The following is a 22,741-nucleotide window of genomic DNA, read 5'->3' as shown; positions in this document are numbered from 1 at the left end:
GTGGTAAACAGAAGGTTTTTTTCGCAATCACGCCAGGTTGCAGTACGAAATCTTCTTTTGTTCGCGGCTTTTTGCGCTTAGATTCCAGTCTCTACCAGCGCGCGCCGGACGCTTGTCTGGCGCATATGAAGGAGACAGACCGATGGGACTGACACGATCTTTGAATGTCCTCATGATCTGTGCAGCATTTGCATTTGTTGCAGCGTTGATAGCAGGCGTCATACCGTAAAGCAGACGCATTAGACCATTACGGCGACACAGGTTTCGAGGATAGACCGGTCTCGCAAGAAACAGAAAGCCCGCCGAAACGGCGGGCTTTCTTTTGTTCTCAGGCAGGCTCCAGAGCCGCTTCGGTCTTCGGGCGAATGCCAATCATATGGCAGATCGCATAGGGCAGATCGGCGCGGTTCATCGTATAGAAATGGAAGTCCTGCACGCCGCGTTCGATCAGATCCATAACCTGTTCGGCGGCGATGGCCGCAGCCACCAGCTGATGCGTCTGCGGGTCGTTTTCCAGCCCGTCGAAACGCTCTGCCAGCCAGGCTGGGATATGCGTCGCGGAACGGGCGCAGAAATTCTTGACCTGCTTGAAATTATGCACCGGCAAGACACCCGGAACGATCGGGATATAAATCCCAGCCCGGCGCACGCGCTCGACATAACGCTCATAAAGATCGTTCTCGAAGAAGAACTGCGTGATCGCGCGCGTTGCACCAGCGTCCACCTTGCGCTTCAGCATGTCGATATCGGTTGCGAAATCGGGGCTTTCCGGATGCTTTTCCGGATAGGCCGAAACCGAAATATCAAAATCCGCAATCTGGCGCAGGCCGCCGACCAGATCAGCGCCATTCAGATAGCCGCCGGTTGTCGGCACATATTTTTCGCCAATACCCGCAGCCGGATCCCCGCGCAGGGCCACGAAACGGTTGACGCCGAGATCGGCGAACTCGCGGACTACGCGGTCAACTTCCTCGCGCGTCGCATCCACACAGGTCAGATGCGCCGCAGGCTGGATATCGGTTTCCTTCAGGATACGCGCGACGGTGCGGATCGTACGCTCACGCGTGGAGCCGCCCGCACCATACGTGACCGAGACGAATTCCGGTTGCAAAGGCGCCAGCCGTGTGACCGTTTCCCAGAGCCGCTGTTCCATTTCTTCCGACTTGGGCGGAAAGAATTCGAACGATACCCGGGTGGTCTGGCCGACATCCGGTCGGCGGGAAAGACCATAAAAACCCATCACACTGTCTCCGTCATGCTTGATTCATTCTTTGCCGGATCAGCAATGAGCAGACGCGGATCGCGTGCAAGCCAAAGCTTGACGGTCAGTCCCTCATCGCCGTTTGCGCCCTTCGGGGTAAGCTCCAGCGTCTTTTCAGGCTCAAGGCCTGCTTCCTTCATCCAGCCCAGCATCTGCTCGTCGCTGAAGCCGAGGCGCAAATGCGCATGGTCTTCGCGTAGGAATTCGAGCGTGTGCGGCGCAAAATCGACAATCAGCAAACGACCATTCGGGCGTAGCGCACGTGCGCCTTCGCGGATCGCCGAAAGCGGATCGTCCAGAAAGTGAAGCACCTGATGGATCGTCACCAGATCGAAGCTCTCACGTTCGACCGGCAGGGCATAAACATCGCCCTGACGCACCTGCGCATTGCCGATGGCTGCAAGATCGAGATTGGCGCGGGCTACCGCCAGCATGTCGCGATTGATGTCGATGCCGAGACCACGCGCATAAAGCGGCGCGAAAAGCTCCAGCAAGCGCCCGGTACCGGTTCCGACATCGAGCATGGCCTGAAACGGCTTCTCGCCGACGATCTTCTTGAGTGCGGTTTCAACCGCATTTTCGGACACATGCAGCTTGCGGATTTCACCCCAGCTGCCTGCATTGGCGCTGAAATAGGCCGCAGCCTTTTCCTGACGGCTGGATTTGACCTGTGAAAGCCGCTCCAGATCGCGCTCGACCAGCGCATCGGAACGGTCGAGACGCGCCAGCAAGCCACGCGCAAGATCGCCGCAGATCGCATTATCCGCCAACCGGAAATAGGCCCATGCCCCTTCCTGATAGCGGTCGATGAGATCGGCTTCGCCCAATAGCTTGAGATGGCGTGACACGCGCGGCTGCGACTGGCCGAGAATGGTCGTCAGATCGGAAACCGTCAGGTCGCCCCGCGCCAGAAGCGCCAGAATGCGCAGACGGCTTGGCTCTGCCACTGCCTTCAGCACATCCACCATCTGATCGAGTTGCAACTGCAAACCGGCCATATCTTCAGCTCTTCCGTTGGACGCGCAACCCACATTGCGCCTAAAAACATATAAAGATATGTTTATATGGAAAGGCATTCCTATGCAAGCGCTTTTCATGGCAGAATGAATCGAGCTGGGGATTCGTTCACAGTGAATGCAGGAAAGGAAAGCGCCATGCGTGCGAGCACTATGCGTCAGAAGGCAATCGCCAAATCGCTCACATTGCTGCTTCCGGCGGTTCCCTATTCAGATTCCGAGCCAATCAGAGCGGCGGCTCTCGCCCCGCATATGAAGACACTGCCGCCATCCACAGCGGTGTGGCTTGCCACGGTGGCGCATGTGCGCCATGCCCATACGGATTACGATACGTTGCGCGATGACGGATACGACAAGGAATCCGCCCGCTTCTTCGTGCTAGATGCTATCAATTCAAAGCTGACGGAATGGCGTGCAACGCGGCTTTTGTCGCCGGAAGACGACGAAGCGGTGGAGATGTGAAAACGCCGCCCGGAGGCGGCGTTTGATCGTAGAGGCTTAGGGCCGTTTAATCGACAGACCCATGCCCCTGGAGATAGCCGTGCTTGCGCGGGTTCGGCATAAAGATGCTGACCGCAAACACGATGACCATCATGATGGTCACGTACCAGAAGAAGCCGCTTTCCATGCCCTGCTGCTTGAACCACAGCGCGACATATTCCGCCGTGCCACCAAAGATCGCATTGGCGATAGCGTAGGAGAAACCGACGCCCAGTGCACGCACTTCCGCCGGGAAAAGCTCGGCCTTCACGATGCCGCTGATGGAGGTGTACATGCTCACCACGGCCAGCGCGATCACGATATAGATGAAGGCCATGGTCGAGCTTTGCACCGAGCCGATCAGCGTCATCAGCGGGATGGTCGTGAGGATCGAAATACCGCCAAAGCCGATCATCATGGTCTTGCGACCGATCTTGTCGGACAGCGCGCCAAATAGAGGCTGCATGAGCATATAGGCCAGCAGCACGAAGGTCATCGTTTCGCTGGCGGTTTCCTTGCTCATACCGGCGGTATTGACCAGATATTTCTGCATATAGGTGGTGAAGGTATAGAAGGCGAGCGAACCGCCTGCCGTGAAGCCGACAACCACCAGAAACGCCTTGCGGTGATGCTTCCAGATGGTGGCAAAGCTGCCTGCAGCCTTGCTGTTACGGGTTTCTTCCGTGGTGGTTTCATGCAGCGTGCGGCGCAGAAAGAGCGCTACGATGGCCGCAAGACCGCCGATTGCAAACGGGATGCGCCAGCCCCAGGCGTGAAGCTGCTCGGATGTGAGCAGGAACTGGAGAACCACGATCACCAGAACGGCCAGAAGCTGGCCGCCGATCAGCGTGACATACTGAAACGACGAGAAGAAGCCGCGACGCCCAGCGAGCGCCACTTCACTCATATAGGTCGCTGTCGTGCCATATTCGCCGCCCACCGAAAGGCCCTGCAACAGACGCACGATCAGCAGCAGCACAGGAGCCAGCACGCCAATCGATGCGTAGGTCGGCAGAATAGCGATGGCAAACGAGCCAAAACACATCATGGTGACGGAAATCAGCATCGATGTGCGACGGCCCAGCTTGTCGGCGATACGGCCGAACAACCAGCCGCCGATCGGACGCATCAAAAAGCCAGCCGCGAAAATCGCAGCTGCATTCAAAAGCTGGCTGGTCTGATCCTCGGCCGGGAAAAACTGCGATGCGAAGTAAAGCGCACCAAACGAATAAACGTAGAAATCATACCATTCGACCAGATTGCCCGAGGCGCTGGCCACAATCGCATAGACACGACGGCGCGTATCGTGGGCGTCATGCACCGCTTCGATCTCGCCATTGGCATCCTCATGCGTTCCTGCATTGCTCATGTTAAAAACTCCCAAAAGCGGATTCTGCTACCCACATCGAACGACAGCGATAATGTTGGATGACGCAACGTTATAAGGATGCTCGCTAAATTAGCGCAGGTCCAGAATGCGACCAGACCATAGGTGCAAAATCGTTTGCATGCAATCTATTGACCCGTGGCGCATGGCAAAGCGGGCGATGACAATTCATCTGCCACCGCCCATCGCAGTTCTTTGAAATAATTGCAAAAATCCTGGATCAACGCAGCCATCGACACGGAGAGCATTAATCACATCCCCGTGTAGTGACCGGTTTCGGCATGATTATCGCTTCTGAACAACCATGAAGATGCGCGGGAATCGAAGCAGCACCTTGCCGTCGCGAGTCGTCGGATAATGGGGCGCGATGCGCTCTTTGTAGGCTGCGAGATAGGCCACCTGCTCATCCGCGTCCAGCGGGTCGAGGAACGGCCGAAGGCCCGTGCCCTTGACCCATTCCACAATGGCATCGACGCCTGCGAGCGGGTGATTGTAGATCGTGTGCCAGATATCGATCCGTGCCGCATCGGCCGCAAACGCGTTGTAATAGGTGGCGACCGGCGGCAACACGCCCCTGCCCGTCTTGCCGATCTTGGCGGCAAAAGGCGCGGTCTTGGCAACATCACGCATCCCGACATGGGTTTGCTCGCCCATATTATCCGGCATCTGGATCGCCAAAAATGCACCCGACTGCATCAAGGACAAAAGCCGCTGCAATTGCTCGATATGATCAGGCAACCACTGGAAGACGGCGTTGGAGAACAACACGTCGGTTTCGGTATCCGGCTCGAAACTGGCGGCATCGCTGATGAAGAACTCCACATCCGGCAATCGGGTCTTCGCCTTGTCGATCATATCTGGCGATGTATCGAAGCCCGAGATCTGAGCATCCGGCCAGCGTTCCACAAGAAGCTCGGTTGAATTGCCGGGTCCACAGCCAATATCAACCACCTTGCGCGGCGCTGTCAGGGGTATCTGCGCCAGAAGATCGCGCGCCGGGCGGCTGCGTTCATCTTCAAACTTCAGATACTGTTTTGCGGACCAGTCTTTCATCGTCTTTCCTTTCATCAAATGAAAAGGCCGGTGCGATGCACCGGCCTTGGAAGTCATTATCGGGTAAGCGGCTTGTAGGTCACCCGCTTCGGGTTGACGCTTTCCGGTCCGAGACGACGGACCTTGTCAGCCTCATAATCTTCGAAGTTGCCTTCGAACCATTCAACATGGCTGTCGCCTTCGAAAGCGAGGATATGCGTCGCCAGACGATCGAGGAACATACGATCGTGGGAGATGATAACAGCGCAGCCAGCATATTTTTCGAGCGCATCTTCAAGCGCTGCCAGCGTTTCCGTATCAAGATCGTTGGTCGGTTCGTCGAGGAGCAGAACGTTGCCGCCTGCCTGCAACATTTTGGCAAGATGCACGCGGTTGCGCTGACCACCGGAAAGGTTACCAACCTTGGCCTGCTGATCGCCGCCCTTGAAGTTGAACGCACCGCAATAAGCGCGCGAGTTCATTTCAAACTTGCCGAGCTTGATGATGTCGTTGCCACCGGAAATTTCTTCCCAGACATTCTTGTTCGGATCAAGGTGATCGCGGCTCTGATCGACGTAGCCAAGATGCACAGTATCACCGATGCGGATCGAACCGGAATCCGGCTTTTCCTGACCAGTGATCATCTTGAACAGCGTCGACTTACCGGCGCCGTTCGGGCCGATAACACCAACGATACCGCCCGGAGGCAGCTTGAAGGTCAGGTTTTCGATCAGCATGCGGTCGCCAAACGACTTGGTCAGACCTTCAGCTTCAATAACCACCTGGCCGAGACGCTCACCTGCCGGGATCAGAATCTGGGCATCGCCAGGACGCTGATTTTCCGCAGCTTCGACCAGCTGATCGTAAGCCTTGATACGGGCTTTCGACTTGGCCTGACGTGCCTTCGGGCTTGCGGCAATCCACTGGCGCTCACGCTCAAGAGCTTTCTGACGCGAATCTTCTTCACGTCCTTCCTGAATCATGCGCTTGGCCTTGGCTTCAAGATAAGCCGAGTAGTTGCCTTCGTAAGGAATGCCACGACCACGGTCGAGTTCGAGAATCCAGCCGGTCACATTGTCGAGGAAGTAGCGATCGTGCGTGATAAGCAGGACAGCGCCCTGATATTCGCGCAGATGCTTTTCCAGCCATGCCGTGGTTTCAGCGTCAAGGTGGTTGGTCGGTTCGTCGAGCAGCAGCAGGTCAGGCTTCGACAGCAGCAGCTTGCAAAGTGCAACGCGACGACGCTCACCGCCCGAAAGCTTGGTGACATCGGCATCGGCTGGCGGGCAGCGCAACGCTTCCATCGCCATTTCAACCTGGCTTTCCAGATCCCAGAGGTTCTGGCTGTCGATGACATCCTGAAGCGCCGCGCCTTCGTCGGCGGTTTCATCAGAATAGTTCATCATCAGTTCGTTGTAACGGTCGAGAATGGCGGTCTTTGCTGCCACACCTTCCATCACGTTGCCGAGCACAGTCTTGTCTGGATCGAGATGCGGTTCCTGTGCGAGATAACCGCACGTAGCGCCGTCTGCAAGCCAGGCTTCGCCGGTATATTCCTTGTCGAGACCGGCCATGATCTTGAGGATCGTCGACTTACCGGCACCGTTGGGGCCGAGAATACCGATCTTCGCATCTGGATAGAATGACAGGTGAAGGTTTTCGATAACCTTCTTGGCTCCGTAAGCCTTGTTCAGGCCGGACATATGATAAATGAATTGGCGTGCCATAAAGCGCGTCGTCTCCACGGGTTGGAAAGCGCGGCGGGTTCATACGAAGCCGAACCGCGCGGAAATTGCTGAGGCGTATGTAGGCCAAATAAAGAGCAGACGCAAACGCCATCGCGTAAAACAAAAATGACGGGCAAGACATTGTTCGAAGAAGCACGCGCTTGAAAAATGGGGCTTAAAAGAATGAAACCGGGCGCGGATATTTCCGTCACCCGGTTTCCCCTCTGGCCACCGTCCGCGAAAGTTTCCTCCCTTTCATCGGACGGCCTGCAAATGATGGCTTGGATTTCTCTAAATGACGCCCTTTATGTCCGTCAAAGCCCCTGTATTTCCCCGTTGAGCGTAGATTTGCCCAGCTTTTCACGCATTTCAAGCAGAATTTGCACAAAAAACGCTTTTGCCTAAAATTCGCTCATACAACGTTGTCATGCCTCTTTTAATGCCGCGCTCAACGGGGGAATTGACTATTTGCGCGGCATAAAATCAGATGGCGAAATGTCGTTTGAAACCGTTCATCACATCTCCCTGTCCGACGCGACGCAACTGCCGTTTCGAAGCGCGCTTGCCGATGCGCCACGGGCGGTCGTTCAAATCTGCCACGGCCTTGCGGAACATTCCGCGCGCTATGGCCGGTTTGCCAAAGCGCTCGCAGACGCTGGCTATCACGTCTATGCGCATGACCACCGTGGCCATGGCGTGAATATTGGCGCTCATGCGCCGAGAGGAATGTTTTCACAAAAGCAAGGCCATGATGTGGCCATCAACGATGTTCTAGCACTGAACCGCCACATTCACCTTGAGCATCCCGGCTTGCCGGTGGTCGTGTTCGGGCATTCGATGGGTGGACTGATTACCCTGAACTATGTGCTGGACCATGCCGACACGGTGGACGCCGCTGCAATCTGGAATGCCAATTTCGACGGCGGGCTTGAAGCCAAAGCCGCTGCAGCACTTCTTTATATAGAGCGCATGTTGAAAGGCTCAGATGTTCCAAGCAGCCTTCTGCCGAAACTAACCTTCCGCGCCTGGGGCCGCGCCATACCCGGTCATCGCACGCCCTTCGACTGGCTGTCGCGCGACCCGGCGGAGGTCGATGCCTATGTCGCCGATCCACTCTGCGGCTTCGACGCCACCGTATCGCTATGGCTCGATCTCGTGCACATGACTGCGCGCGGTGCGGATGATCGCAACTTCAGCAATATCCCGCGCAGCCTGCCCTTTCATCTGGTCGGCGGCAGCGAAGATCCAGCTACTGCCAAAGGTGCTGCCGTCTCCCGGCTGGCAGAACGCATGCGGCGCATGGGGTTCACGCGAGTGACCTGCCTCATCCTGGCTGAAACACGTCATGAAAGCCTCAACGACATAAATCGAAACGAAGTGACGCAGAAATTTCTGGATTGGCTGGCGGAGACCCTTCCGTCTCCGTCGAAGTCCGGCTAAGAAACGCCGGTATTCTCTTCTATTTGGCTTGGCTCACGATTTCTTGAAGCATCTTGGCTTCGTCGGGTATTCAGTGCTAGAGCATCGGCCCCGAAAGTGATTATCGGTTTCGGGAAAAGCCGATGCTGAAAAAACTAGCCGCGGCTTGCGCGATATCGGGCCCCCAGACATCGAAAATGGAGCCTGCGCTTGAAGAATAGCGCAAGGAACGAAGGAACACTCTGCGTGGAAACACCGACAATCTCTGTTGTCATCCCCTGCCGTAACGAGGCGGACAATCTGGCCTTTTTGCTGGATGAAGTGGATTCCGCGATGCAGGGTCGCGCCTATGAAGTGATTGTCGTCGATGACGGCTCGACGGACTCGACAAGCGACGTGATTGCCCGACGCATCCATGCAGGCAAGCCGCTGCGCCATTTGCGCCATGACCGCTCATCCGGCCAGAGCGCGGCGGTGCGTTCCGGTGTTTTTGCCGCGCACGGCAATATTGTAGTGACGATGGATGGCGACGGCCAGAACGATCCAGCCTATCTGCCAATGCTGGTCGACGCGCTCGTCGAAGCTGGCGAAGGTTATGGCATTGCCGCCGGCCAGCGCCTGAAGCGCACGGATACCAAGCTGAAGCAATTGTCGTCGCGCTTCGCCAATAATCTGCGTGGCGCTATCCTGAAGGACAAGACGCGCGATTCCGGTTGCGGCCTCAAGGCGTTGCACACGGATCTGTTCCGTCAGCTGCCCTTCTTCGACGGCTGGCACCGCTATTTGCCATCGCTGGCGCTGCGCGAAGGTTTCGATGTCGTGCATGTGGATGTGGTCGACCGCGAACGCCGCCACGGCAAATCCAATTACGGCATTCTCGATCGCGGACTGCGCGGCATTCTCGATCTTTACGGCGTCTGGTGGCTGCGCAAGCGCCGCAAGGTGGTGCCGCGCGTGACGGAGATTACCCATGACTGATATTTTCAACAGCCTGTCGCATTGGCTGCACGAAGTCTTCGTCGCTCAGTGGGATGGCTGGATCGTGCTTGGCTTCATCGCACAGGCCTGCTTCACCATGCGTTTTGTCGTGCAGTGGCTGGCATCTGAGAAGGCCAAGAAAAGCGTCATGCCGGTGGCATTCTGGTTCTTCTCGCTGTTTGGCGGCGCATTGCTGCTGATCTATGCAATACAGCGCAAGGACCCGGTCTTCATCGCAGGACAGGGTCTTGGTCTCGTTGTTTATGTCCGCAATCTCTGGCTTATCGCCAATGAGAAGAAGCAGATCACGGCGAGCGAATAAAGCGCTGCCAGTAGCAGATCAAAAAAGTGCGTCAGAACTGTTCCGTCCTGACGCACTCATTTTCTAAAAACCTATCCGACAATCAGACCTTTACTGTACGGCCCACTGAACGATAATCGAGGCCTGTGCCTGCGATATCTTCGGCCTTGTAGACATTGCGCAGGTCGATCAGAACTTTTCCAGCCATCGCTTTTGCAACGCGTTTGAGATCAAGCGCCCGATAGGCGTTCCATTCGGTCAGAAGCGCGACCACGCCGGCACCCTCCGCCGCCTCATAGGCCGAACTGCACCAGATCACACCCGGCAGAACAGCCTTGGCTGCATCCATGGCTTCCGGATCGTGTGCGCGCACTGAAATCCCGGCCTTCTGGATCGCGGTCACGATGTCCAGTGCCGGAGACTCGCGAATATCATCGGTATTCGGCTTGAACGCGATACCAAGCACCGCGACTGTCTTTGCGCCGCTTTCCTTCGCAGCAGAAACGATGCGTTCCGCCATCGACTGCTTGCGCATTTCGTTGATGGAAATCACTTCCTCGATCAGCGACTGCGGGGCGTCGTAACGCTTGCCGGTCGCGGCAAAGGCGCGTGTATCCTTCGGGAAGCAAGAGCCGCCAAAGCCCGGGCCAGCATGCAGGAATTTCGAACCAATGCGGTTATCCATACCGATGGCGCGCGCGACTTCCTGCACGTTGCCGCCAGTCTTCTCGCACAGATCCGCGACCTGATTGATGAAGGTTACCTTCATGGCAAGAAAGGCATTGGCTGCGTATTTGATGATCTCGGCATTTTCAAGCGATGTCACGACCATCGGCGTTTCACGCAGATAGAGCGGACGATAGAGACGTTGCATCGCAGCTTTGCCGCTCTCGTCCTCTACGCCGACCACAACGCGGTCCGGCCGCATGAAATCCTCGATGGCCGAGCCTTCGCGCAGGAATTCAGGGTTGGAAACCATGGAGAAGGCGACCCCCGGGCGCGCTGCGGCAATGCGGTCGCGGATGCGCGCATTTGTGCCGACGACGACCGTGGACTTGATGACAACCACAGCGCCCGGCTTCATCGCCGCAGCAATTTCATCGGCTGCCGCTTCGATATATTGAAGGTCGGCCTCGCCATCGCCGCGCCGGGACGGCGTGCCGACAGCAATGAAAATCACATCCGCATCGGCAACACTTGATGCAAGATCAGTGCTGAAGTCCAGCCGTCCGTCACGAATATTGCGGGTCAGCAGTTCATCGAGACCCGGCTCGAAAATCGTGACCTTGCCCGCCTCAAGCCGTTCGATGATCGACGGGTTCTTGTCGACACAGGTGACGTGAAAGCCAAATTCGGCAAAACACACGCCCGAAACCAGACCCACATAGCCCGTACCGATCATCGCCAGCTTCATATGTTCAGTCCTTCAGTTTGGCTTAGAGCCACTTGTCATAATCAGATACGAGCAAATGCAGCGGCTTCTCGTTTTCTTCAATGTTCGAAAAGCGGCCAATCGGCTCGCGGAAAATATTGTCGGTGAGATCGTCATTAACGGTCGAGACTTCGCCGATCAGCACGTCTCCGCCCTCGCCCCAGAAGGCATGCCAGTTGCCGGGCAGAAGTGTCACGCTTTCACCTGGGCTCAGTTTCAGATGAGCACCGGCCTTTTGCGTCACGAGACGGCCATCGGTTGCGACAGTGACATCGGACTGTTCACAGACGCTGCCATCGGGGCGCGAGTTGAACAGTTCCAGCACCAGCGTGCCGCCACCGCGATTGATGATGTCTTCGGCCTTCACCACATGGCGATGCATTGGCGACAACTGGTTCTCGCGCGAGATCATGATCTTTTCGGCATAAAGCATGCCGCCGCCGCGCTTGAGGTCATCAGCATTGCCGTTGCGTGTCGTAAACAGGAAAAGGCCGAGGTCCTTAAACTTGCCCTGACCGTAATCCGTAATGTCCCAGCCCAGACGCGCATCGCGGATGGCTGCGGCGTCGCTGCCAGTCCGCTGCTTGAGTTCTTCCGGGGTCCAGTAAGCGAAGGGCGGCATGATATAGCCAAATGAGCGAATAAACGCATCGCTTTCGCGGATAATCTCGTTGATTTCTGAACGCTTCATGGCCTCTGGACCTCCCACGGAATGAAACAAATTCTGTCTGGTTGGTGTGGTAACTATCTTTCCCACCAGTTGGCAATCCCGGAAATGCTTTGCAGCCAGCTGTCACGCATATTTGCTGTCACACGCTTTGCCGCAAAAGCGACATTTTGGCGTGTCGTCTTTACGCGAAATCCATGTCGCATCCCAATGCGCGTTTAGAACATTTCAGTGATTGAATCATGACAACAGAAGCCAGTCCGGCCCCCGAAGCGGGAACAGACAAGCCATTGATGTAACGGCAAAAGCCGTGCTTCTGGAAGACAAAGGGAACACCGGATCAGGCCAAGGTCGCTGGGAGAACAGCAAATGCCGATCCTAACGAAGATGAAGCAAGGGTCGTGATGATGGACGTTCGCAACGAAATGCTGGGGCTTTTGACCGGGCGCGACCCCAATTTCAGCCTGGAGCAGAAGTTTTACACCGATCCCGATTACTACAAGCTGGATCTGGAAAACATCTTCTATCGCGACTGGCTGTTTGTCGGCCATGATTGCGAACTGCCGAAGACCGGCTCCTACATGACCGTGCAGGTCGGCGCTTATCCGGTCGTCATCGTGCGCGACGCGCAGGGCGGTATTCGCGCCTTCCACAATTCCTGCCGCCATCGCGGCTCGCGCATCTGTTCCGCCGAAAAAGGCACGGCAGCCAAGCTCGTCTGCCCCTATCACCAGTGGACCTATGAGCTTGATGGTCGCCTGCTGTTCGCGCGTCAGGTCGGCCCGGATTTCAAGCCTGCCGAGTACGGCCTGAAGCAGGTGCATTGCGAGACGGTTGCAGGCTATATCTATATCTGCGTCGCCGACGAAGCGCCGGATTTCGCCGCCTTCCGCAATCTGGTCGAGCCCTATCTCGCGCCGCATAATATCAAGGACGCCAAGGTCGCTTTCGAAAGCTCGATCATCGAAAAGGGCAACTGGAAGCTGGTCTGGGAAAACAATCGCGAGTGCTATCACTGCGCCGCCAACCATCCGGAACTCTGCCGCACCTACCCCGAAGCGCCATCGGCAACCGGCGTGCAGGGTGTCATGGAAGACCCGGAAATCAACCAGCTCTGGAAGAATTGCGCCAGCGCCGGTCTGCCGGCGGAATTTAAAATGTCCGAAGATGGTCGCTATCGCATCACCCGCATTCCGCTTCTGCGCGATGCGGTGAGCTACACCATGTCGGGCAAGGCCGCAGTCAAGAAGCCGCTCAGCGAACAGGTTGCAGGCGATACCAATATTGGCGCGATGCTGCTTTTCAACTATCCGGTCACGTGGAACCACCTGATGGCCGATCACGCCATTTCCTTCCGCGTCATGCCGATCAGTGCTGAAGAAACCCTCGTCACCACCAAATGGCTGGTGCACAAGGATGCGGTCGAAGGCGTCGATTACGATCTGGACGAACTGACCCATGTGTGGATACAGACAAACGATCAGGATCGACAGATTGTCGAGGAAAATGCAGTTGGCATCCGCTCGCCCGCCTATCAGCCCGGCCCTTATTCGGTCGAGCATGAAGGCGGCGTGATGCAGTTCCTCGAATGGTACACCAATACGATCACGCCGCGCCTGCGTGGTGAAGCGGCCAAGCTGAGCCGCGTGGCCTGATCAAGGCCCGCTGAACGAACCAAGCCGCAGGCCGGGATCAAGTCCGGCCTGTCCCGTTTTGATATGAATAGACAAGCGAGAAGGCCATGCAGCCTCTGAAATATCTGGATGAGATGCTGCCGTGGAACGACAGGCTGCAAATGCTGGAATGCATTTCGGCCATCGAAGAAGCGCCAGATGTCATGACCTTCTCGTTCAAGACCGAGGAAGGCAACTGGTTCCGCTATACGCCGGGCCAGTTCGTCACGCTGGAACTGCCGCTGGAGCGAGCGGACGGTCTCGGCCCTGTGCTCAGAACCTATACGCTGTCGTCCACGCCGTCGCGGCCCTACCATATTTCGGTGACCGTGAAGGCACAGAAGGACAGCATCGGCACGCGCTGGATGCTCGACAATCTGCGCCCGCCGATGAAGATCAAGGCCTACGGCCCGAATGGCGACTTTTCGCTCGCCAATCATCCGAGTGAAAAATACCTGTTCATCTCGGCTGGTTCCGGTATTACGCCGATGGTTTCCATGACCCGCTGGCTGTTTGACTGCGCACCGGGAACCGACATTGCCTTCATCAATTGTGCCCGCACACCGGACGACATCATCTTCCGCAAGGAACTGGAACTGCTATCCGGCCGTATGGACGCAATGCGGCTGGCCTTCGTCGTCGAGCAATCCTCGGCCCGCCACGTCTGGCCGGGCCTGCACGGGCGCATAGACCGGGCGCGGCTTGAATTGCTGGCGCCGGATTTCCAGCATCGCAAGGTGTTCTGCTGCGGCCCAGAGCCGTTCATGAACGGCGTGCGCGGATTGCTGGAACAATCCGGCTTCGACATGGCCAATTATCATCAGGAAAGCTTCCAGCCCGCGAGCGAGATTTCGTCGGTGCCTGTGCCAAGTGCATTGGCGCCCGCCTCGCCTGCCGCTGCTGCTGTCGCACCGGCAGCGCCTGCGGTGGCCGCAGCCAGTGTCGTCTTCAGCCTGTCGGGCATCGAAGTCGAATGCACCGAGAACGATACGATCCTGCTTGCAGCCCGCAATGGCGGCCTGAAAATACCGAGCGCCTGCGAGTTCGGCATTTGCGGCACATGCAAGGTGAAGTGCCTCGGCGGTGAGACCGAAATGAACCACAATGGCGGCATACGCGATGACGAAATCGCGGAAGGCTACATTCTCGCCTGTTGCAGCCGTCCGCGCGGTCGTGTGGAGATCGACGCCTAAATCAAGCTTTCTTCAGGAACTCGGTCCTCAGTACGAGGCCCTTGACCTGTTTGGTGCTGCAATCGACTTCGGCGGGGTTTCCCGTCAGGCGGATGCCCTTGACCATCGTGCCGCGCTTCAGCGTGGTCGAGGTTCCCTTGACCTTCAGATCCTTGATCAGCGTGACGGAATCGCCGTCATTCAATTGCGTGCCGTTGCTGTCGCGCGTGATTTCGTCTGTCATGGTGATCCCTGCCTTTATTGTCACTGCCAAGCGCGGTCCCTAGCACCCTTATCCATGTTATACCAGAACGTGCATATTCGCTGGTTTCGAGAAAACGGGCTGATTATAGTCGCTGTGAAAAAGCTGGAAATGAAGCAGGAGCGCTCATGATCGGTCATGCCCTTATTGTCGTCGATGTCCAGAACGACTTTTGCCCCGGCGGAGCACTGGCCGTCGCGCACGGCGACGAAATCCTGCCTGCCGTCAATCGTCTGATCGACGAAAGCGAACACGTCATTCTGACACAGGATTGGCATCCGGCGGGTCATTCAAGCTTCGCCAGCACGCATCCGGGCAAGGCCCCTTTTGAGATGGTCGAGATGCCCTACGGGCCGCAAACGCTCTGGCCGGATCATTGCGTGCAAGGCAGCCACGGCGCGGATTTTCACCCCGCCCTGCAATGGACACGGGCGCAACTGGTGATCCGCAAAGGCTTCCGTTTCGGTATCGACAGCTATTCCGCCTTTTTCGAAAACGACCGTGAAACGCCGACCGGCCTTGGCGGATATTTACGCGAACGCAGCATTGGGTCGCTGACGCTGGCTGGTCTCGCAACCGATTTCTGCGTCGCTTATTCCGCGCTCGACGCGGTTGCGCAAGGTTTTCAGGTGCGCGTGCGGCTCGATGCCTGCCGCGGCATCGACCTCAACGGCTCCATGAGCCAAATGCTGGAAAAGATGAAGCAGGCTGGCGTCGAACTGATCGACGAGCCTGCTTTAGCCGCACATTTACTCTAACTCTCCATCGGGCATGACCACGTAGATCAGCACGGCAATGATGGTGATGAAGAAGCGGAAGGCCGATTCGATGCCATTCCACGTCTGTGACATCCACATGCCGAACCACTCGCCGCCCATCGAGATAAAGCCGACCTGCCAGACCAGAAAGCCAAGTGAAAGCCCGGCAATGGCCCATTTCTTGGAACGGTTGAAGCTGGCAGCGCGATCCGTCAGCCGCCCCAGCATCGCGAAGGTGCCGATCCAGCACAGGATGGCAGTCAGCGTTTCAGCGGCAATGATCAGAATGTAACCCGCATGATGCAGGGTTGGATTATCGATGGCGCGATATTTGATAGATGCATCGGGAAAGATCGTGTCCATCATCAGCACATGCTGGACGAACGCGAAATTGGTGCCGTAATCGGTGATGTTGCCGAAGGCCACCAGCGTTGCAAAGAAAGCGATTGCCGCTACAAAAGCGGTCTTACTCAAACGGGTAACGACCATGATTGTCCCCTTCAGTTTGACCGCAGCCGACCGACCTCACAGTTCCCCCGGACTGACCACAGCACGTTAAGCGCATAGTGAGCGCAGTGCTCAGGCTCATCAATTCTGGCGATTCGGTCAAGCGGGTCGACGATTATGGCTTGCCCGGCCCGATCCGGAACGCAAACAAAAAGGGCGGCTTGAAGCCGCCCATTCTAATCATTGGTATCGAAGCTCAATGGCCAGTGGCCTCTTCGCTTTCATCCTGCCAGTCCGGATTAAGCCGGTTATAGCGCAGCGACGACATGAAGGAGAGACCGATCAGAACCGCGCCGATCAGGCCGGTAATGACTTCCGGTATGTGAACCAGCGTCTGCACATACATGACCACCGCCAGAACCATGATGGCGTAAAACGCGCCATGTTCCAGATAGCGGTATTGGCCAAGTGTCTTGCGTTCAACCAGCATGATTGTAAGCGAGCGCACATAAAAGGCGCCGATGCCAAGGCCAATCGCGATGATGAAGAGGTTCGTCGTCAGCGCGAAAGCGCCGATAACGCCGTCGAACGAGAAGCTTGCATCAAGCACTTCGAGATAGATGAAAGCGCCCAGACCGCCGCGATGGACCATGTCCATCTGCTCCTGTGTGGCATCCAGCACTTCGCCCAGACCTTCAACCGCCAGAAAGGTCAGAAGACCGAACAGGCCAGCAACCAGGAATGTATGCGCGTGAACCGCATCGAGCTGGTAGGAGAAGAACAGGATAAGCGCGATGGCCACGCCGATTTCCACACCCTGCACGGACGCGAATTTGGACATGCGGCTTTCGATTGCCTTGATCCAGTGCACATCCTTCTCGACGTCGAAGAAATATTTCATGCCGACCATCAGCAGGAATGTACCGCCGAAAGCCGCGATACCCGTATGGGATTCGGCAATGACCTGAGCATATTCATTCGGGTGCCAGATGGCGAGTTTGAGCGCTGAAATCGGATCGGTCCACATGGCGACCGCGACGATAGCCAACGGGAAAATGATACGCATGCCGAAAACGGCGATGATGATGCCCCATGTCAGGAAGCGATGCTGCCATTCGGGTGTCATGTCACGCAGAATGCGCGCATTCACAATCGCATTGTCGAATGAGAGCGATATCTCAAGAACGCTCAAGACAGCGCAGATGATGAAGACGGAGACCATTCCCCCAAAGGTGCCGGTCATCTCGTATCCGAGCCAGACGGCAGCCGCGAGACCCACGACTGTAAAAATCATGGGCCATATAAAATAACGTAGGGTGGCCATTGCAAACCGTTAAATTGTTCATCTCTCAACGAAGCCCTCTCCCGACATCGACAAAAAGCGACGCCGTTCCCCGTTCAGGCTTTAACCCTATGTAAGAGCCGACAAATCCCCAAACAAGGGAAACAAAGGCAAAATTTTGTTCATGTGCGTGGAAATGCATTCTGCGAGGAGAGACCCGGCAATTTCGCTTTTCATATTCTCAAATTGTTCAATAGGCCTATCTATAGTGACGGGTGGGGCGTCGGACTTAGATCTCTTTGAAGCAAGCCGCTTCGAACCACACCGAATATCAATGAGGACCATCGCACTATGCTTCTTCCAGAAGAGCTTCAGCGCCGGATAGAAAAAAGCCTCGCGGAAGGCGGCTTTACACCGGCGGAAATGCTGCTGCGTCGCGCACACCATCTGTCCCTCGAAAAGACGAACGGTTCAGGCGCAGCCGCGGACACCATGCTCAGGGAAGCTGGTTTTTGCATTGGCGCCAACGACCTGACCGAGGTCATTGAAAAAAAGCCTTGGCTTCTGGAGGTCATCCTTCAGGGCGTCAATCGCAAGCCCGGCGATAATACGGGCCATCACTAGTTCAAACACGCGGAACGCGTCACGCATCCGCTTTTCTTCTCCACCCCATGCCCTATATCGCGCTACGGGGCGTTGCACGCCGATCCGTTCCGATCCTGCATTGAAACGAAGTCACAACAGGGGCCATCCATGACGATATTGAAACGTTCTTTTGCTGCTACTTGCACGGCAATGCTTGTAGCAGGCAGCATGATTGCTGCTCCTGTCGCCGAGGCCTGCACGCGCCTCGTCTATCACGGCGCCAGTGACCAGATCATCACGGCCCGTTCGATGGACTGGAAAGTCGACGTAGCGACCAATCTGTGGATTTTTCCACGTGGCATGAAGCGTTCCGGCGAAGCGGGACCAAACTCCGCCCAGTGGCAATCCAAATATGGCAGCGTTATCGCCTCTGGCTACGATATTTCGACCACCGATGGCCTCAATGAAGCCGGGCTTTCGGCAAGCGTGCTCTGGTTGGTGGAATCGGAATATCCGCCCTTCGATGAAAAGCACCCAAGCCTGAGCATCGCCGCCTGGGCGCAATATGTCCTCGACAATTTCGCGACCGTCGATGAAGCCGTCAAAGCGCTGAGCGACAACCCCTTCAATGTGGTGACGGATAAGGTGCCGGGCGAAGATCGCCTCGCCACGCTGCATCTCGCAATGTCTGATTCCAGCGGCGACAGCGCCATCATCGAATATATCGATGGCAAGCAGGTTATCCATCACGGCAAGCAATATCCGGTGATGACCAATTCGCCGACCTTCGACCAGCAGCTTGCGCTGAACGCCTATTGGAAGGACATCGGCGGCACGGTCATGCTGCCCGGCACCAATCGCGCCGCTGACCGCTTTGCCCGCGCTTCATTCTACGTCGATGCCATTCCAAAAACAGAAGATCCGGTCAAGACCATCGCCAGCGTCTTCAGCGTGATTCGAAATGTCTCGGTGCCGTTCGGCATCAGCACGCCGGATCAGCCCAATATTTCATCGACGCGCTGGCGCACGGTGGCCGACCACAAGCGCAAACTCTATTTCTTCGAATCCGCACTGACGCCGAACACATTCTGGATGGACCTGAACAAGATCGATTTTTCACCCGAAACCGGCAAGGTGAAGAAGCTCGATCTCGGCCCCGACCAGACCCATACATTCTCCGGCATGGCCAATGATCAGTTCAAGGAAACCGAGCCGTTCAAGTTCCTCGGCCTCTAATGCCACAGTCCCAAGGCCCCGCCCAATGGCGGGGTCTTTCTTTCTGGTGGCTGTATCAGCAGCCATCCACGCGCTGGAGCGATGCTGACAGCCCGATCAGCGAGAATGTATAGCGCGTCTGTGTCCCACGCGCTGAAACCGCCTGCACATTGAGCGTCTTGCCCGCACGCATTGCCCGCATGATCCGTGTTTCATCGGCGACATTCTCCGCCCAGGCGCGATTGCCTTCGCTGAAGAATGGAAACGCAGTGCCATCCACCATGACATTCACGGCCTTGTCCGACTTGAGATCATAGCCCATGACAAGCTGTGGACTGTACTGTCCGCTTGCCTTGGAAATAATAATGAAATTATCGCCGTGCCTGACATCTACGGGGTGAAATTTAATCGGAACCGTCAAAGCATAGCATTTGTTACCGGGAAGATCCGTGTTTTGATAAACACCCCAATCCCTGAATTCTCCGATATAATTCGTCTTTGCCGTAGCCACGAGAGAACTCGCCACCAACCCTGCCAGCGCTAACGCAACGGTGGTTGCATTTTTCCTCATCGCCCAAAACCTCCATAATATTACAAAATCACGCATATTTAAAAATTATAACATTGCGTTACTATTTTCTTAACAAACGCCTAAAAATTTGTTGAAAATTTGAGAGGCTGAATCTGCATTGCCCGCGCGGCAAGGCGATGCACGAGCAACCCTATAGCGCGCGCCATAAATATGATCCGCGAAAGATGACTGCGTTGAGGTGAGGCCTGCGCAGACGGCAAAATGCCCAGCCTTCGGAACACGAAGGCTGTTTTGCAAGTCTTTGCTTTTAAAGGAAATGGTGGGCCCGGAGGGACTCGAACCCCCAACCAAGCGGTTATGAGCCGCCGGCTCTAACCAATTGAGCTACAGGCCCCACGCAACACTGGACCTACCCTAAAGAAACGGAAGATACAACTGTCAAATCTGCCAGTCGCCCTAATGCGCACATATTCGATTGCGATGCATGCCGTCGGAAGCCACGACAGTCAGGAATCGAAGCTCTCGGTTGCATTAAACCGGCATTTCTATTCTTATATCATGGCGACGCGCATGAGAGGGAACTTAAGAAACAAACGATTTCAACGATAAAGCGAACCGGTAAATCCGGAGCGCTCACAATAAGCTGCCTCAACTTTCTCTACAGGAGATTTCATGAAAAACCGCGCTACCACTCTTATCGCAGCCTCTTTTTCGGCAATCATGCTTGCAGGCGCTCTGGCCCTGCCCGCCGCAGCCCAGGAGAACCAGATGTCGAGACAGCCTGCGCGCATTGCCGTGACCGGTGAAGGCACCACCACCGCCGCACCCGACATGGCGATTCTCAATCTCACCGTGCTGCGCGAAGCCCAGACCGCCCGCGAAGCTATGACTGCCAATAACGAAGCCATGACCAAGGTTCTGGACGCCATGAAAAAGGCGGGCATCGAGGAACGTGATCTCCAGACCGGCGGCATCAATATTCAGCCGCGTTATGTCTTCCCTGATGACAAGAACGGTCTCAAGGAGCCAAACATCACGAGCTATGCGGTCACCAACAGCCTGACCGTGCGCGTTCGCGATCTCACCAAGGTTGGCGAAATCCTCGACCAGTCGATCACGCTGGGCGTCAATCAGGGTGGCGATCTGAACTTCGTCAACGACAACCCGTCCGCGACCATCAATGAAGCCCGCAAACGCGCTGTGGCCGACGCTGTCGCCAAGGCCAAGACGCTTGCCGATGCTGCTGGCGTCGGTCTCGGTCGTGTCATTGAAATCTCCGAACAGGGCCGTCCGCCCATGCCGATGCCAATCGCACGCGGCCAGTTCAAGACGATGGCTGCCGCGGCTCCGGAGGATTCGGTTCCTGTCGCAGCTGGTGAAAACAGCTTCAACGTTTCGGTCAATGTCGTATTCGAAATCAAGGAATAACGGCAGGTTCGGTCCAGCGAAAAGGGGCGCATTGCGCCCCTTTTTATTCACTGCTTCAGACACGAAAAAGCCGGGCTGAGTGGATCAGCCCGGCTTTTGTTCATTGTGTTCGATCAGCGGATGATCGGGCAGCCGCGTGCATTGGCGAATACGACACCGCCAGGACGGCCATGACGATAGCCGCGCACCTGAACGGATTTGCCGCGATACACGACACGCGCATTGCGAATGCCCATGCGATTTGCCTTCATCTTGGCAGCTTCAACCGAGCAAGCAGGACCGCGATAGGCCGGGCGTCCATGATGCGGACGACCGCGATAGTCGACATTAACTACAGCTCCATGTGCAGCAGTGCTGACAGCCGGTACCGTCATTGGGGACGCGGCATTCGCCGATGCGCCGACCGTAAAGACGGCGGCAAGACCGAGTGCAGCGGTAACGGCAAACGACTTGAGCGAAATAGCGGACATGTTGAACCTCTTCCAATTGAGTGTCAGGCCCTCCGCCTGAGACACCCGATCATTAGACCCTGGAAGATGAACGAAAAAGAAAGCTGCCGTTCATCTGCCATTCAGCAAAGACGACGCTCACGAAAGACACTCTAAAAAAGACATGAAATTCAAACAATTAAGAGAAATAGAAAGATCTTCTTTCACTCTGAACCGAATAATTAAATTTAAGCAATGTTATAAATCGAGCTAAGCTCACTCAGGCATGACCATGTGATCGAGATAATCTTCTTCGTCTTCCATGTCATGATCGAAGGCAGTTACCTTGCCGCGCACGGAGATCCCCGCTTCATGCACAGTGTCCCGCGAACCGGAAACCAGCGGATGCCACCAGTAAAGGTCGGAGCCTTCGGCAACGAGGCGATAGGCGCAGGTCACCGGCAGCCAATCCACTTCATCGACGATTTCCGGCGTCAGAAACACACAATCCGGCACCGTCGCTTTACGGTTCGGATAATCGCGACACTGGCAGCTTTCCGGGTTGAGCAATGTGCAGGCCACGCTCGTCCAGTAAATCTCATTGGTGTCGTCGTCCTGCAATTTGTGCAGGCAGCACTGGCCACAACCATCGCACAGGCTTTCCCACTCGCTGCGGGTCAGCTGATTGAGCTTTTTGGCTTTCCAGAAGGGTTTATCGGTCATGATTGAGCCTATAACGGAATTATGTCGGGAATGGCGTGGACAAATCGCCGCCCTGACTGCCGCTGATTGTGTACTGCTAATTGACTATTGAACGCCCCGCCTGCGTGGGCTAAGTCCCAAGGGTCATCCCAATGATCGTAAGCGTCTAACGTCAGGCAACGCATCAACCGACCGGAAACGGCCGCCGATGCACTGATCGTTCTGCTCCGCTTTCCGCTCTGAATTTCAGGTACTATCATGTCAAATTCTGACACACCGCGTCGCAGAAAGCTGCCAGCGCGTTACGCTTCTATCGTCATGCCGCTCATTCTTTCAATGCTGATGACGCTTGTGGTTTCCCTGATCGCCACAGCAAAAAGTCTCGGTTTCGCCCATCCCGAACTCGCATCCAACTGGATGAGTTCATGGGTGGTTTCGTGGATCGTGGCTTTCCCGGTTCTGCTGATGCTTTTGCCGATTGTGCGCAGAATGGTTGCCTTTGTGTGCCATCCGCACTGATCGGTCAGCCGAACAAACCAATAAAAAACGCCGCGCAT

General features: G+C 56.1%; 24 protein-coding genes and 1 tRNA gene. 11 read left to right on the top strand and 14 right to left on the bottom strand.

The genetic code is table 11. From position 1 onward, the window contains the following. Positions 1-328 precede the first annotated feature (328 nt). Together metF and FHW03_RS13115 are read right to left on the bottom strand one after the other, a co-directional pair. Positions 329-1,240 (bottom strand): methylenetetrahydrofolate reductase [NAD(P)H], encoded by a 912-nt coding sequence (metF, locus tag FHW03_RS13120; protein WP_182521035.1) that lies wholly within the window; start codon positions 1,238-1,240, stop codon positions 329-331. Beyond that, positions 1,240-2,259 (bottom strand): metalloregulator ArsR/SmtB family transcription factor, encoded by a 1,020-nt coding sequence (locus FHW03_RS13115; protein WP_182521034.1) that lies wholly within the window; start codon positions 2,257-2,259, stop codon positions 1,240-1,242. Before FHW03_RS13115 ends, metF begins: the two co-directional genes overlap by 1 nt. Before the next feature lie 156 nt (positions 2,260-2,415). On the opposite strand from FHW03_RS13115, the gene FHW03_RS13110 reads away from it, so the two are divergent. Beyond that, complete coding sequence (locus FHW03_RS13110) at positions 2,416-2,739, top strand: DUF2293 domain-containing protein (protein WP_182521033.1); 324 nt, start codon at positions 2,416-2,418, stop codon at positions 2,737-2,739. 46 nt (positions 2,740-2,785) lie between these two features. Here FHW03_RS13110 and FHW03_RS13105 read toward each other — a convergent pair whose 3' ends face one another. The 3 genes from FHW03_RS13105 to ettA form a co-directional block, all read right to left on the bottom strand. Beyond that, positions 2,786-4,126 carry an MFS family transporter gene (locus FHW03_RS13105; RefSeq protein ID WP_182521032.1) on the bottom strand — a complete coding sequence of 447 codons (1,341 nt, stop codon included), beginning with the start codon at positions 4,124-4,126 and terminating at the stop codon, positions 2,786-2,788. Positions 4,127-4,429: 303 nt separating this feature from the next. Next, a complete protein-coding gene (tam, locus tag FHW03_RS13100) occupies positions 4,430-5,197 on the bottom strand; it encodes a trans-aconitate 2-methyltransferase (RefSeq protein WP_182521031.1) in 768 nt (255 codons plus the stop codon). A gap of 56 nt (positions 5,198-5,253) precedes the next feature. Further along, positions 5,254-6,903 (bottom strand): energy-dependent translational throttle protein EttA, encoded by a 1,650-nt coding sequence (ettA, locus tag FHW03_RS13095; RefSeq protein WP_182521030.1) that lies wholly within the window; start codon positions 6,901-6,903, stop codon positions 5,254-5,256. A 495-nt stretch (positions 6,904-7,398) separates the two neighbouring features. Between ettA and FHW03_RS13090 the strand changes: the two genes are divergently transcribed. The 3 genes from FHW03_RS13090 (at position 7,399) to FHW03_RS13080 (ending at position 9,622) form a co-directional block, all read left to right on the top strand. Continuing rightward, on the top strand, positions 7,399-8,343 hold the full coding sequence (locus tag FHW03_RS13090) for an alpha/beta hydrolase (protein ID WP_182521029.1): 945 nt from the start codon (positions 7,399-7,401) through the stop codon (positions 8,341-8,343). Between the two features lie 225 nt (positions 8,344-8,568). Then, entirely contained in the window at positions 8,569-9,300 is a 732-nt protein-coding gene (locus tag FHW03_RS13085) for a glycosyltransferase family 2 protein (RefSeq protein ID WP_182521028.1), read from the top strand. Next, on the top strand, positions 9,293-9,622 hold the full coding sequence (locus FHW03_RS13080; protein ID WP_078338680.1) for a lipid-A-disaccharide synthase N-terminal domain-containing protein: 330 nt from the start codon (positions 9,293-9,295) through the stop codon (positions 9,620-9,622). Before FHW03_RS13085 ends, FHW03_RS13080 begins: the two co-directional genes overlap by 8 nt. Before the next feature lie 82 nt (positions 9,623-9,704). Here FHW03_RS13080 and FHW03_RS13075 read toward each other — a convergent pair whose 3' ends face one another. Together FHW03_RS13075 and FHW03_RS13070 are read right to left on the bottom strand one after the other, a co-directional pair. Continuing rightward, a complete protein-coding gene (locus FHW03_RS13075; RefSeq protein WP_182521027.1) occupies positions 9,705-11,015 on the bottom strand; it encodes a UDP-glucose/GDP-mannose dehydrogenase family protein in 1,311 nt (436 codons plus the stop codon). A 22-nt stretch (positions 11,016-11,037) separates the two neighbouring features. Next, positions 11,038-11,724: a D-lyxose/D-mannose family sugar isomerase gene (locus FHW03_RS13070; protein ID WP_182521026.1), complete on the bottom strand. Its 687-nt coding sequence runs from the start codon at positions 11,722-11,724 to the stop codon at positions 11,038-11,040. 383 nt (positions 11,725-12,107) lie between these two features. Here FHW03_RS13070 and FHW03_RS13065 point away from each other — a divergent pair, with 383 nt between their 5' ends. Together FHW03_RS13065 and FHW03_RS13060 are read left to right on the top strand one after the other, a co-directional pair. Beyond that, a complete protein-coding gene (locus tag FHW03_RS13065; protein WP_182521185.1) occupies positions 12,108-13,355 on the top strand; it encodes an aromatic ring-hydroxylating dioxygenase subunit alpha in 1,248 nt (415 codons plus the stop codon). An 86-nt stretch (positions 13,356-13,441) separates the two neighbouring features. Then, entirely contained in the window at positions 13,442-14,566 is a 1,125-nt protein-coding gene (locus tag FHW03_RS13060) for a hybrid-cluster NAD(P)-dependent oxidoreductase (RefSeq protein ID WP_182521025.1), read from the top strand. Position 14,567: 1 nt separating this feature from the next. On the opposite strand, the gene FHW03_RS13055 is transcribed toward FHW03_RS13060, so the two are convergent. Then, positions 14,568-14,789 carry an alkylphosphonate utilization protein gene (locus FHW03_RS13055; RefSeq protein WP_121536434.1) on the bottom strand — a complete coding sequence of 74 codons (222 nt, stop codon included), beginning with the start codon at positions 14,787-14,789 and terminating at the stop codon, positions 14,568-14,570. Positions 14,790-14,935: 146 nt separating this feature from the next. Between FHW03_RS13055 and pncA the strand changes: the two genes are divergently transcribed. After that, positions 14,936-15,565 (top strand): bifunctional nicotinamidase/pyrazinamidase, encoded by a 630-nt coding sequence (gene pncA / locus FHW03_RS13050; RefSeq protein WP_182521024.1) that lies wholly within the window; start codon positions 14,936-14,938, stop codon positions 15,563-15,565. Here pncA and FHW03_RS13045 read toward each other — a convergent pair. Together FHW03_RS13045 and FHW03_RS13040 are read right to left on the bottom strand one after the other, a co-directional pair. Next, positions 15,557-16,054, bottom strand: a complete 498-nt coding sequence (locus FHW03_RS13045) for a DUF2165 family protein (RefSeq protein ID WP_151589319.1) — start codon at positions 16,052-16,054, stop codon at positions 15,557-15,559. The genes pncA and FHW03_RS13045 overlap by 9 nt on opposite strands. A gap of 214 nt (positions 16,055-16,268) precedes the next feature. Beyond that, on the bottom strand, positions 16,269-17,336 hold the full coding sequence (locus FHW03_RS13040) for a DUF475 domain-containing protein (RefSeq protein ID WP_182521023.1): 1,068 nt from the start codon (positions 17,334-17,336) through the stop codon (positions 16,269-16,271). A gap of 309 nt (positions 17,337-17,645) precedes the next feature. Between FHW03_RS13040 and FHW03_RS13035 the strand changes: the two genes are divergently transcribed. Then, a complete protein-coding gene (locus tag FHW03_RS13035) occupies positions 17,646-17,918 on the top strand; it encodes a hypothetical protein (protein WP_182521022.1) in 273 nt (90 codons plus the stop codon). Positions 17,919-18,047: 129 nt separating this feature from the next. Then, positions 18,048-19,115 carry a linear amide C-N hydrolase gene (locus tag FHW03_RS13030; RefSeq protein ID WP_182521021.1) on the top strand — a complete coding sequence of 356 codons (1,068 nt, stop codon included), beginning with the start codon at positions 18,048-18,050 and terminating at the stop codon, positions 19,113-19,115. Positions 19,116-19,170: 55 nt separating this feature from the next. On the opposite strand, the gene FHW03_RS13025 is transcribed toward FHW03_RS13030, so the two are convergent. Both FHW03_RS13025 and FHW03_RS13020 read right to left on the bottom strand, forming a co-directional pair. Then, positions 19,171-19,665 (bottom strand): invasion associated locus B family protein, encoded by a 495-nt coding sequence (locus tag FHW03_RS13025; RefSeq protein WP_182521020.1) that lies wholly within the window; start codon positions 19,663-19,665, stop codon positions 19,171-19,173. A 278-nt stretch (positions 19,666-19,943) separates the two neighbouring features. Continuing rightward, positions 19,944-20,020 (bottom strand) — tRNA-Ile (locus tag FHW03_RS13020). A gap of 278 nt (positions 20,021-20,298) precedes the next feature. On the opposite strand from FHW03_RS13020, the gene FHW03_RS13015 reads away from it, so the two are divergent. After that, positions 20,299-21,054, top strand: coding sequence for an SIMPL domain-containing protein (locus tag FHW03_RS13015; RefSeq protein WP_182521019.1), 756 nt, complete (start codon positions 20,299-20,301; stop codon positions 21,052-21,054). 113 nt (positions 21,055-21,167) lie between these two features. On the opposite strand, the gene FHW03_RS13010 is transcribed toward FHW03_RS13015, so the two are convergent. Both FHW03_RS13010 and FHW03_RS13005 read right to left on the bottom strand, forming a co-directional pair. Next, positions 21,168-21,524, bottom strand: coding sequence for an antifreeze protein (locus FHW03_RS13010; RefSeq protein WP_182521018.1), 357 nt, complete (start codon positions 21,522-21,524; stop codon positions 21,168-21,170). A 234-nt stretch (positions 21,525-21,758) separates the two neighbouring features. Then, positions 21,759-22,205 carry a YcgN family cysteine cluster protein gene (locus FHW03_RS13005; RefSeq protein WP_182521017.1) on the bottom strand — a complete coding sequence of 149 codons (447 nt, stop codon included), beginning with the start codon at positions 22,203-22,205 and terminating at the stop codon, positions 21,759-21,761. Between the two features lie 237 nt (positions 22,206-22,442). Between FHW03_RS13005 and FHW03_RS13000 the strand changes: the two genes are divergently transcribed. After that, a complete protein-coding gene (locus FHW03_RS13000) occupies positions 22,443-22,703 on the top strand; it encodes a DUF2798 domain-containing protein (protein ID WP_182521016.1) in 261 nt (86 codons plus the stop codon). Positions 22,704-22,741 lie beyond the last annotated feature (38 nt).

Source organism: Ochrobactrum sp. RH2CCR150, from assembly GCA_014138095.1.
GTDB classification, from domain to species: Bacteria; Pseudomonadota; Alphaproteobacteria; order Rhizobiales; family Rhizobiaceae; genus Brucella; species Brucella gambitense.
Note: the sequence above shows the minus strand (reverse complement) of the source record. Positions and strands in the feature narration are given on the sequence as shown.

Bases quoted from the DNA above. Each gene is read 5' to 3' on its own strand.
- metF (WP_182521035.1), bottom strand. From the start codon at position 1,240: ATGGGTTTTTATGGTCTTTCCCGCCGACCGGATGTCGGCCAGACCACC.
- FHW03_RS13115 (WP_182521034.1), bottom strand. From the start codon at position 2,259: ATGGCCGGTTTGCAGTTGCAACTCGATCAGATGGTGGATGTGCTGAAG.
- FHW03_RS13110 (WP_182521033.1), top strand. From the start codon at position 2,416: ATGCGTGCGAGCACTATGCGTCAGAAGGCAATCGCCAAATCGCTCACA.
- FHW03_RS13105 (WP_182521032.1), bottom strand. From the start codon at position 4,126: ATGAGCAATGCAGGAACGCATGAGGATGCCAATGGCGAGATCGAAGCG.
- tam (WP_182521031.1), bottom strand. From the start codon at position 5,197: ATGAAAGACTGGTCCGCAAAACAGTATCTGAAGTTTGAAGATGAACGC.
- ettA (WP_182521030.1), bottom strand. From the start codon at position 6,903: ATGGCACGCCAATTCATTTATCATATGTCCGGCCTGAACAAGGCTTAC.
- FHW03_RS13090 (WP_182521029.1), top strand. From the start codon at position 7,399: ATGTCGTTTGAAACCGTTCATCACATCTCCCTGTCCGACGCGACGCAA.
- FHW03_RS13080 (WP_078338680.1), top strand. From the start codon at position 9,293: ATGACTGATATTTTCAACAGCCTGTCGCATTGGCTGCACGAAGTCTTC.
- FHW03_RS13075 (WP_182521027.1), bottom strand. From the start codon at position 11,015: ATGAAGCTGGCGATGATCGGTACGGGCTATGTGGGTCTGGTTTCGGGC.
- FHW03_RS13070 (WP_182521026.1), bottom strand. From the start codon at position 11,724: ATGAAGCGTTCAGAAATCAACGAGATTATCCGCGAAAGCGATGCGTTT.
- FHW03_RS13065 (WP_182521185.1), top strand. From the start codon at position 12,108: ATGGACGTTCGCAACGAAATGCTGGGGCTTTTGACCGGGCGCGACCCC.
- FHW03_RS13060 (WP_182521025.1), top strand. From the start codon at position 13,442: ATGCAGCCTCTGAAATATCTGGATGAGATGCTGCCGTGGAACGACAGG.
- FHW03_RS13055 (WP_121536434.1), bottom strand. From the start codon at position 14,789: ATGACAGACGAAATCACGCGCGACAGCAACGGCACGCAATTGAATGAC.
- pncA (WP_182521024.1), top strand. From the start codon at position 14,936: ATGATCGGTCATGCCCTTATTGTCGTCGATGTCCAGAACGACTTTTGC.
- FHW03_RS13045 (WP_151589319.1), bottom strand. From the start codon at position 16,054: ATGGTCGTTACCCGTTTGAGTAAGACCGCTTTTGTAGCGGCAATCGCT.
- FHW03_RS13040 (WP_182521023.1), bottom strand. From the start codon at position 17,336: ATGGCCACCCTACGTTATTTTATATGGCCCATGATTTTTACAGTCGTG.
- FHW03_RS13035 (WP_182521022.1), top strand. From the start codon at position 17,646: ATGCTTCTTCCAGAAGAGCTTCAGCGCCGGATAGAAAAAAGCCTCGCG.
- FHW03_RS13030 (WP_182521021.1), top strand. From the start codon at position 18,048: ATGACGATATTGAAACGTTCTTTTGCTGCTACTTGCACGGCAATGCTT.
- FHW03_RS13025 (WP_182521020.1), bottom strand. From the start codon at position 19,665: ATGAGGAAAAATGCAACCACCGTTGCGTTAGCGCTGGCAGGGTTGGTG.
- FHW03_RS13015 (WP_182521019.1), top strand. From the start codon at position 20,299: ATGAAAAACCGCGCTACCACTCTTATCGCAGCCTCTTTTTCGGCAATC.
- FHW03_RS13010 (WP_182521018.1), bottom strand. From the start codon at position 21,524: ATGTCCGCTATTTCGCTCAAGTCGTTTGCCGTTACCGCTGCACTCGGT.
- FHW03_RS13005 (WP_182521017.1), bottom strand. From the start codon at position 22,205: ATGACCGATAAACCCTTCTGGAAAGCCAAAAAGCTCAATCAGCTGACC.
- FHW03_RS13000 (WP_182521016.1), top strand. From the start codon at position 22,443: ATGTCAAATTCTGACACACCGCGTCGCAGAAAGCTGCCAGCGCGTTAC.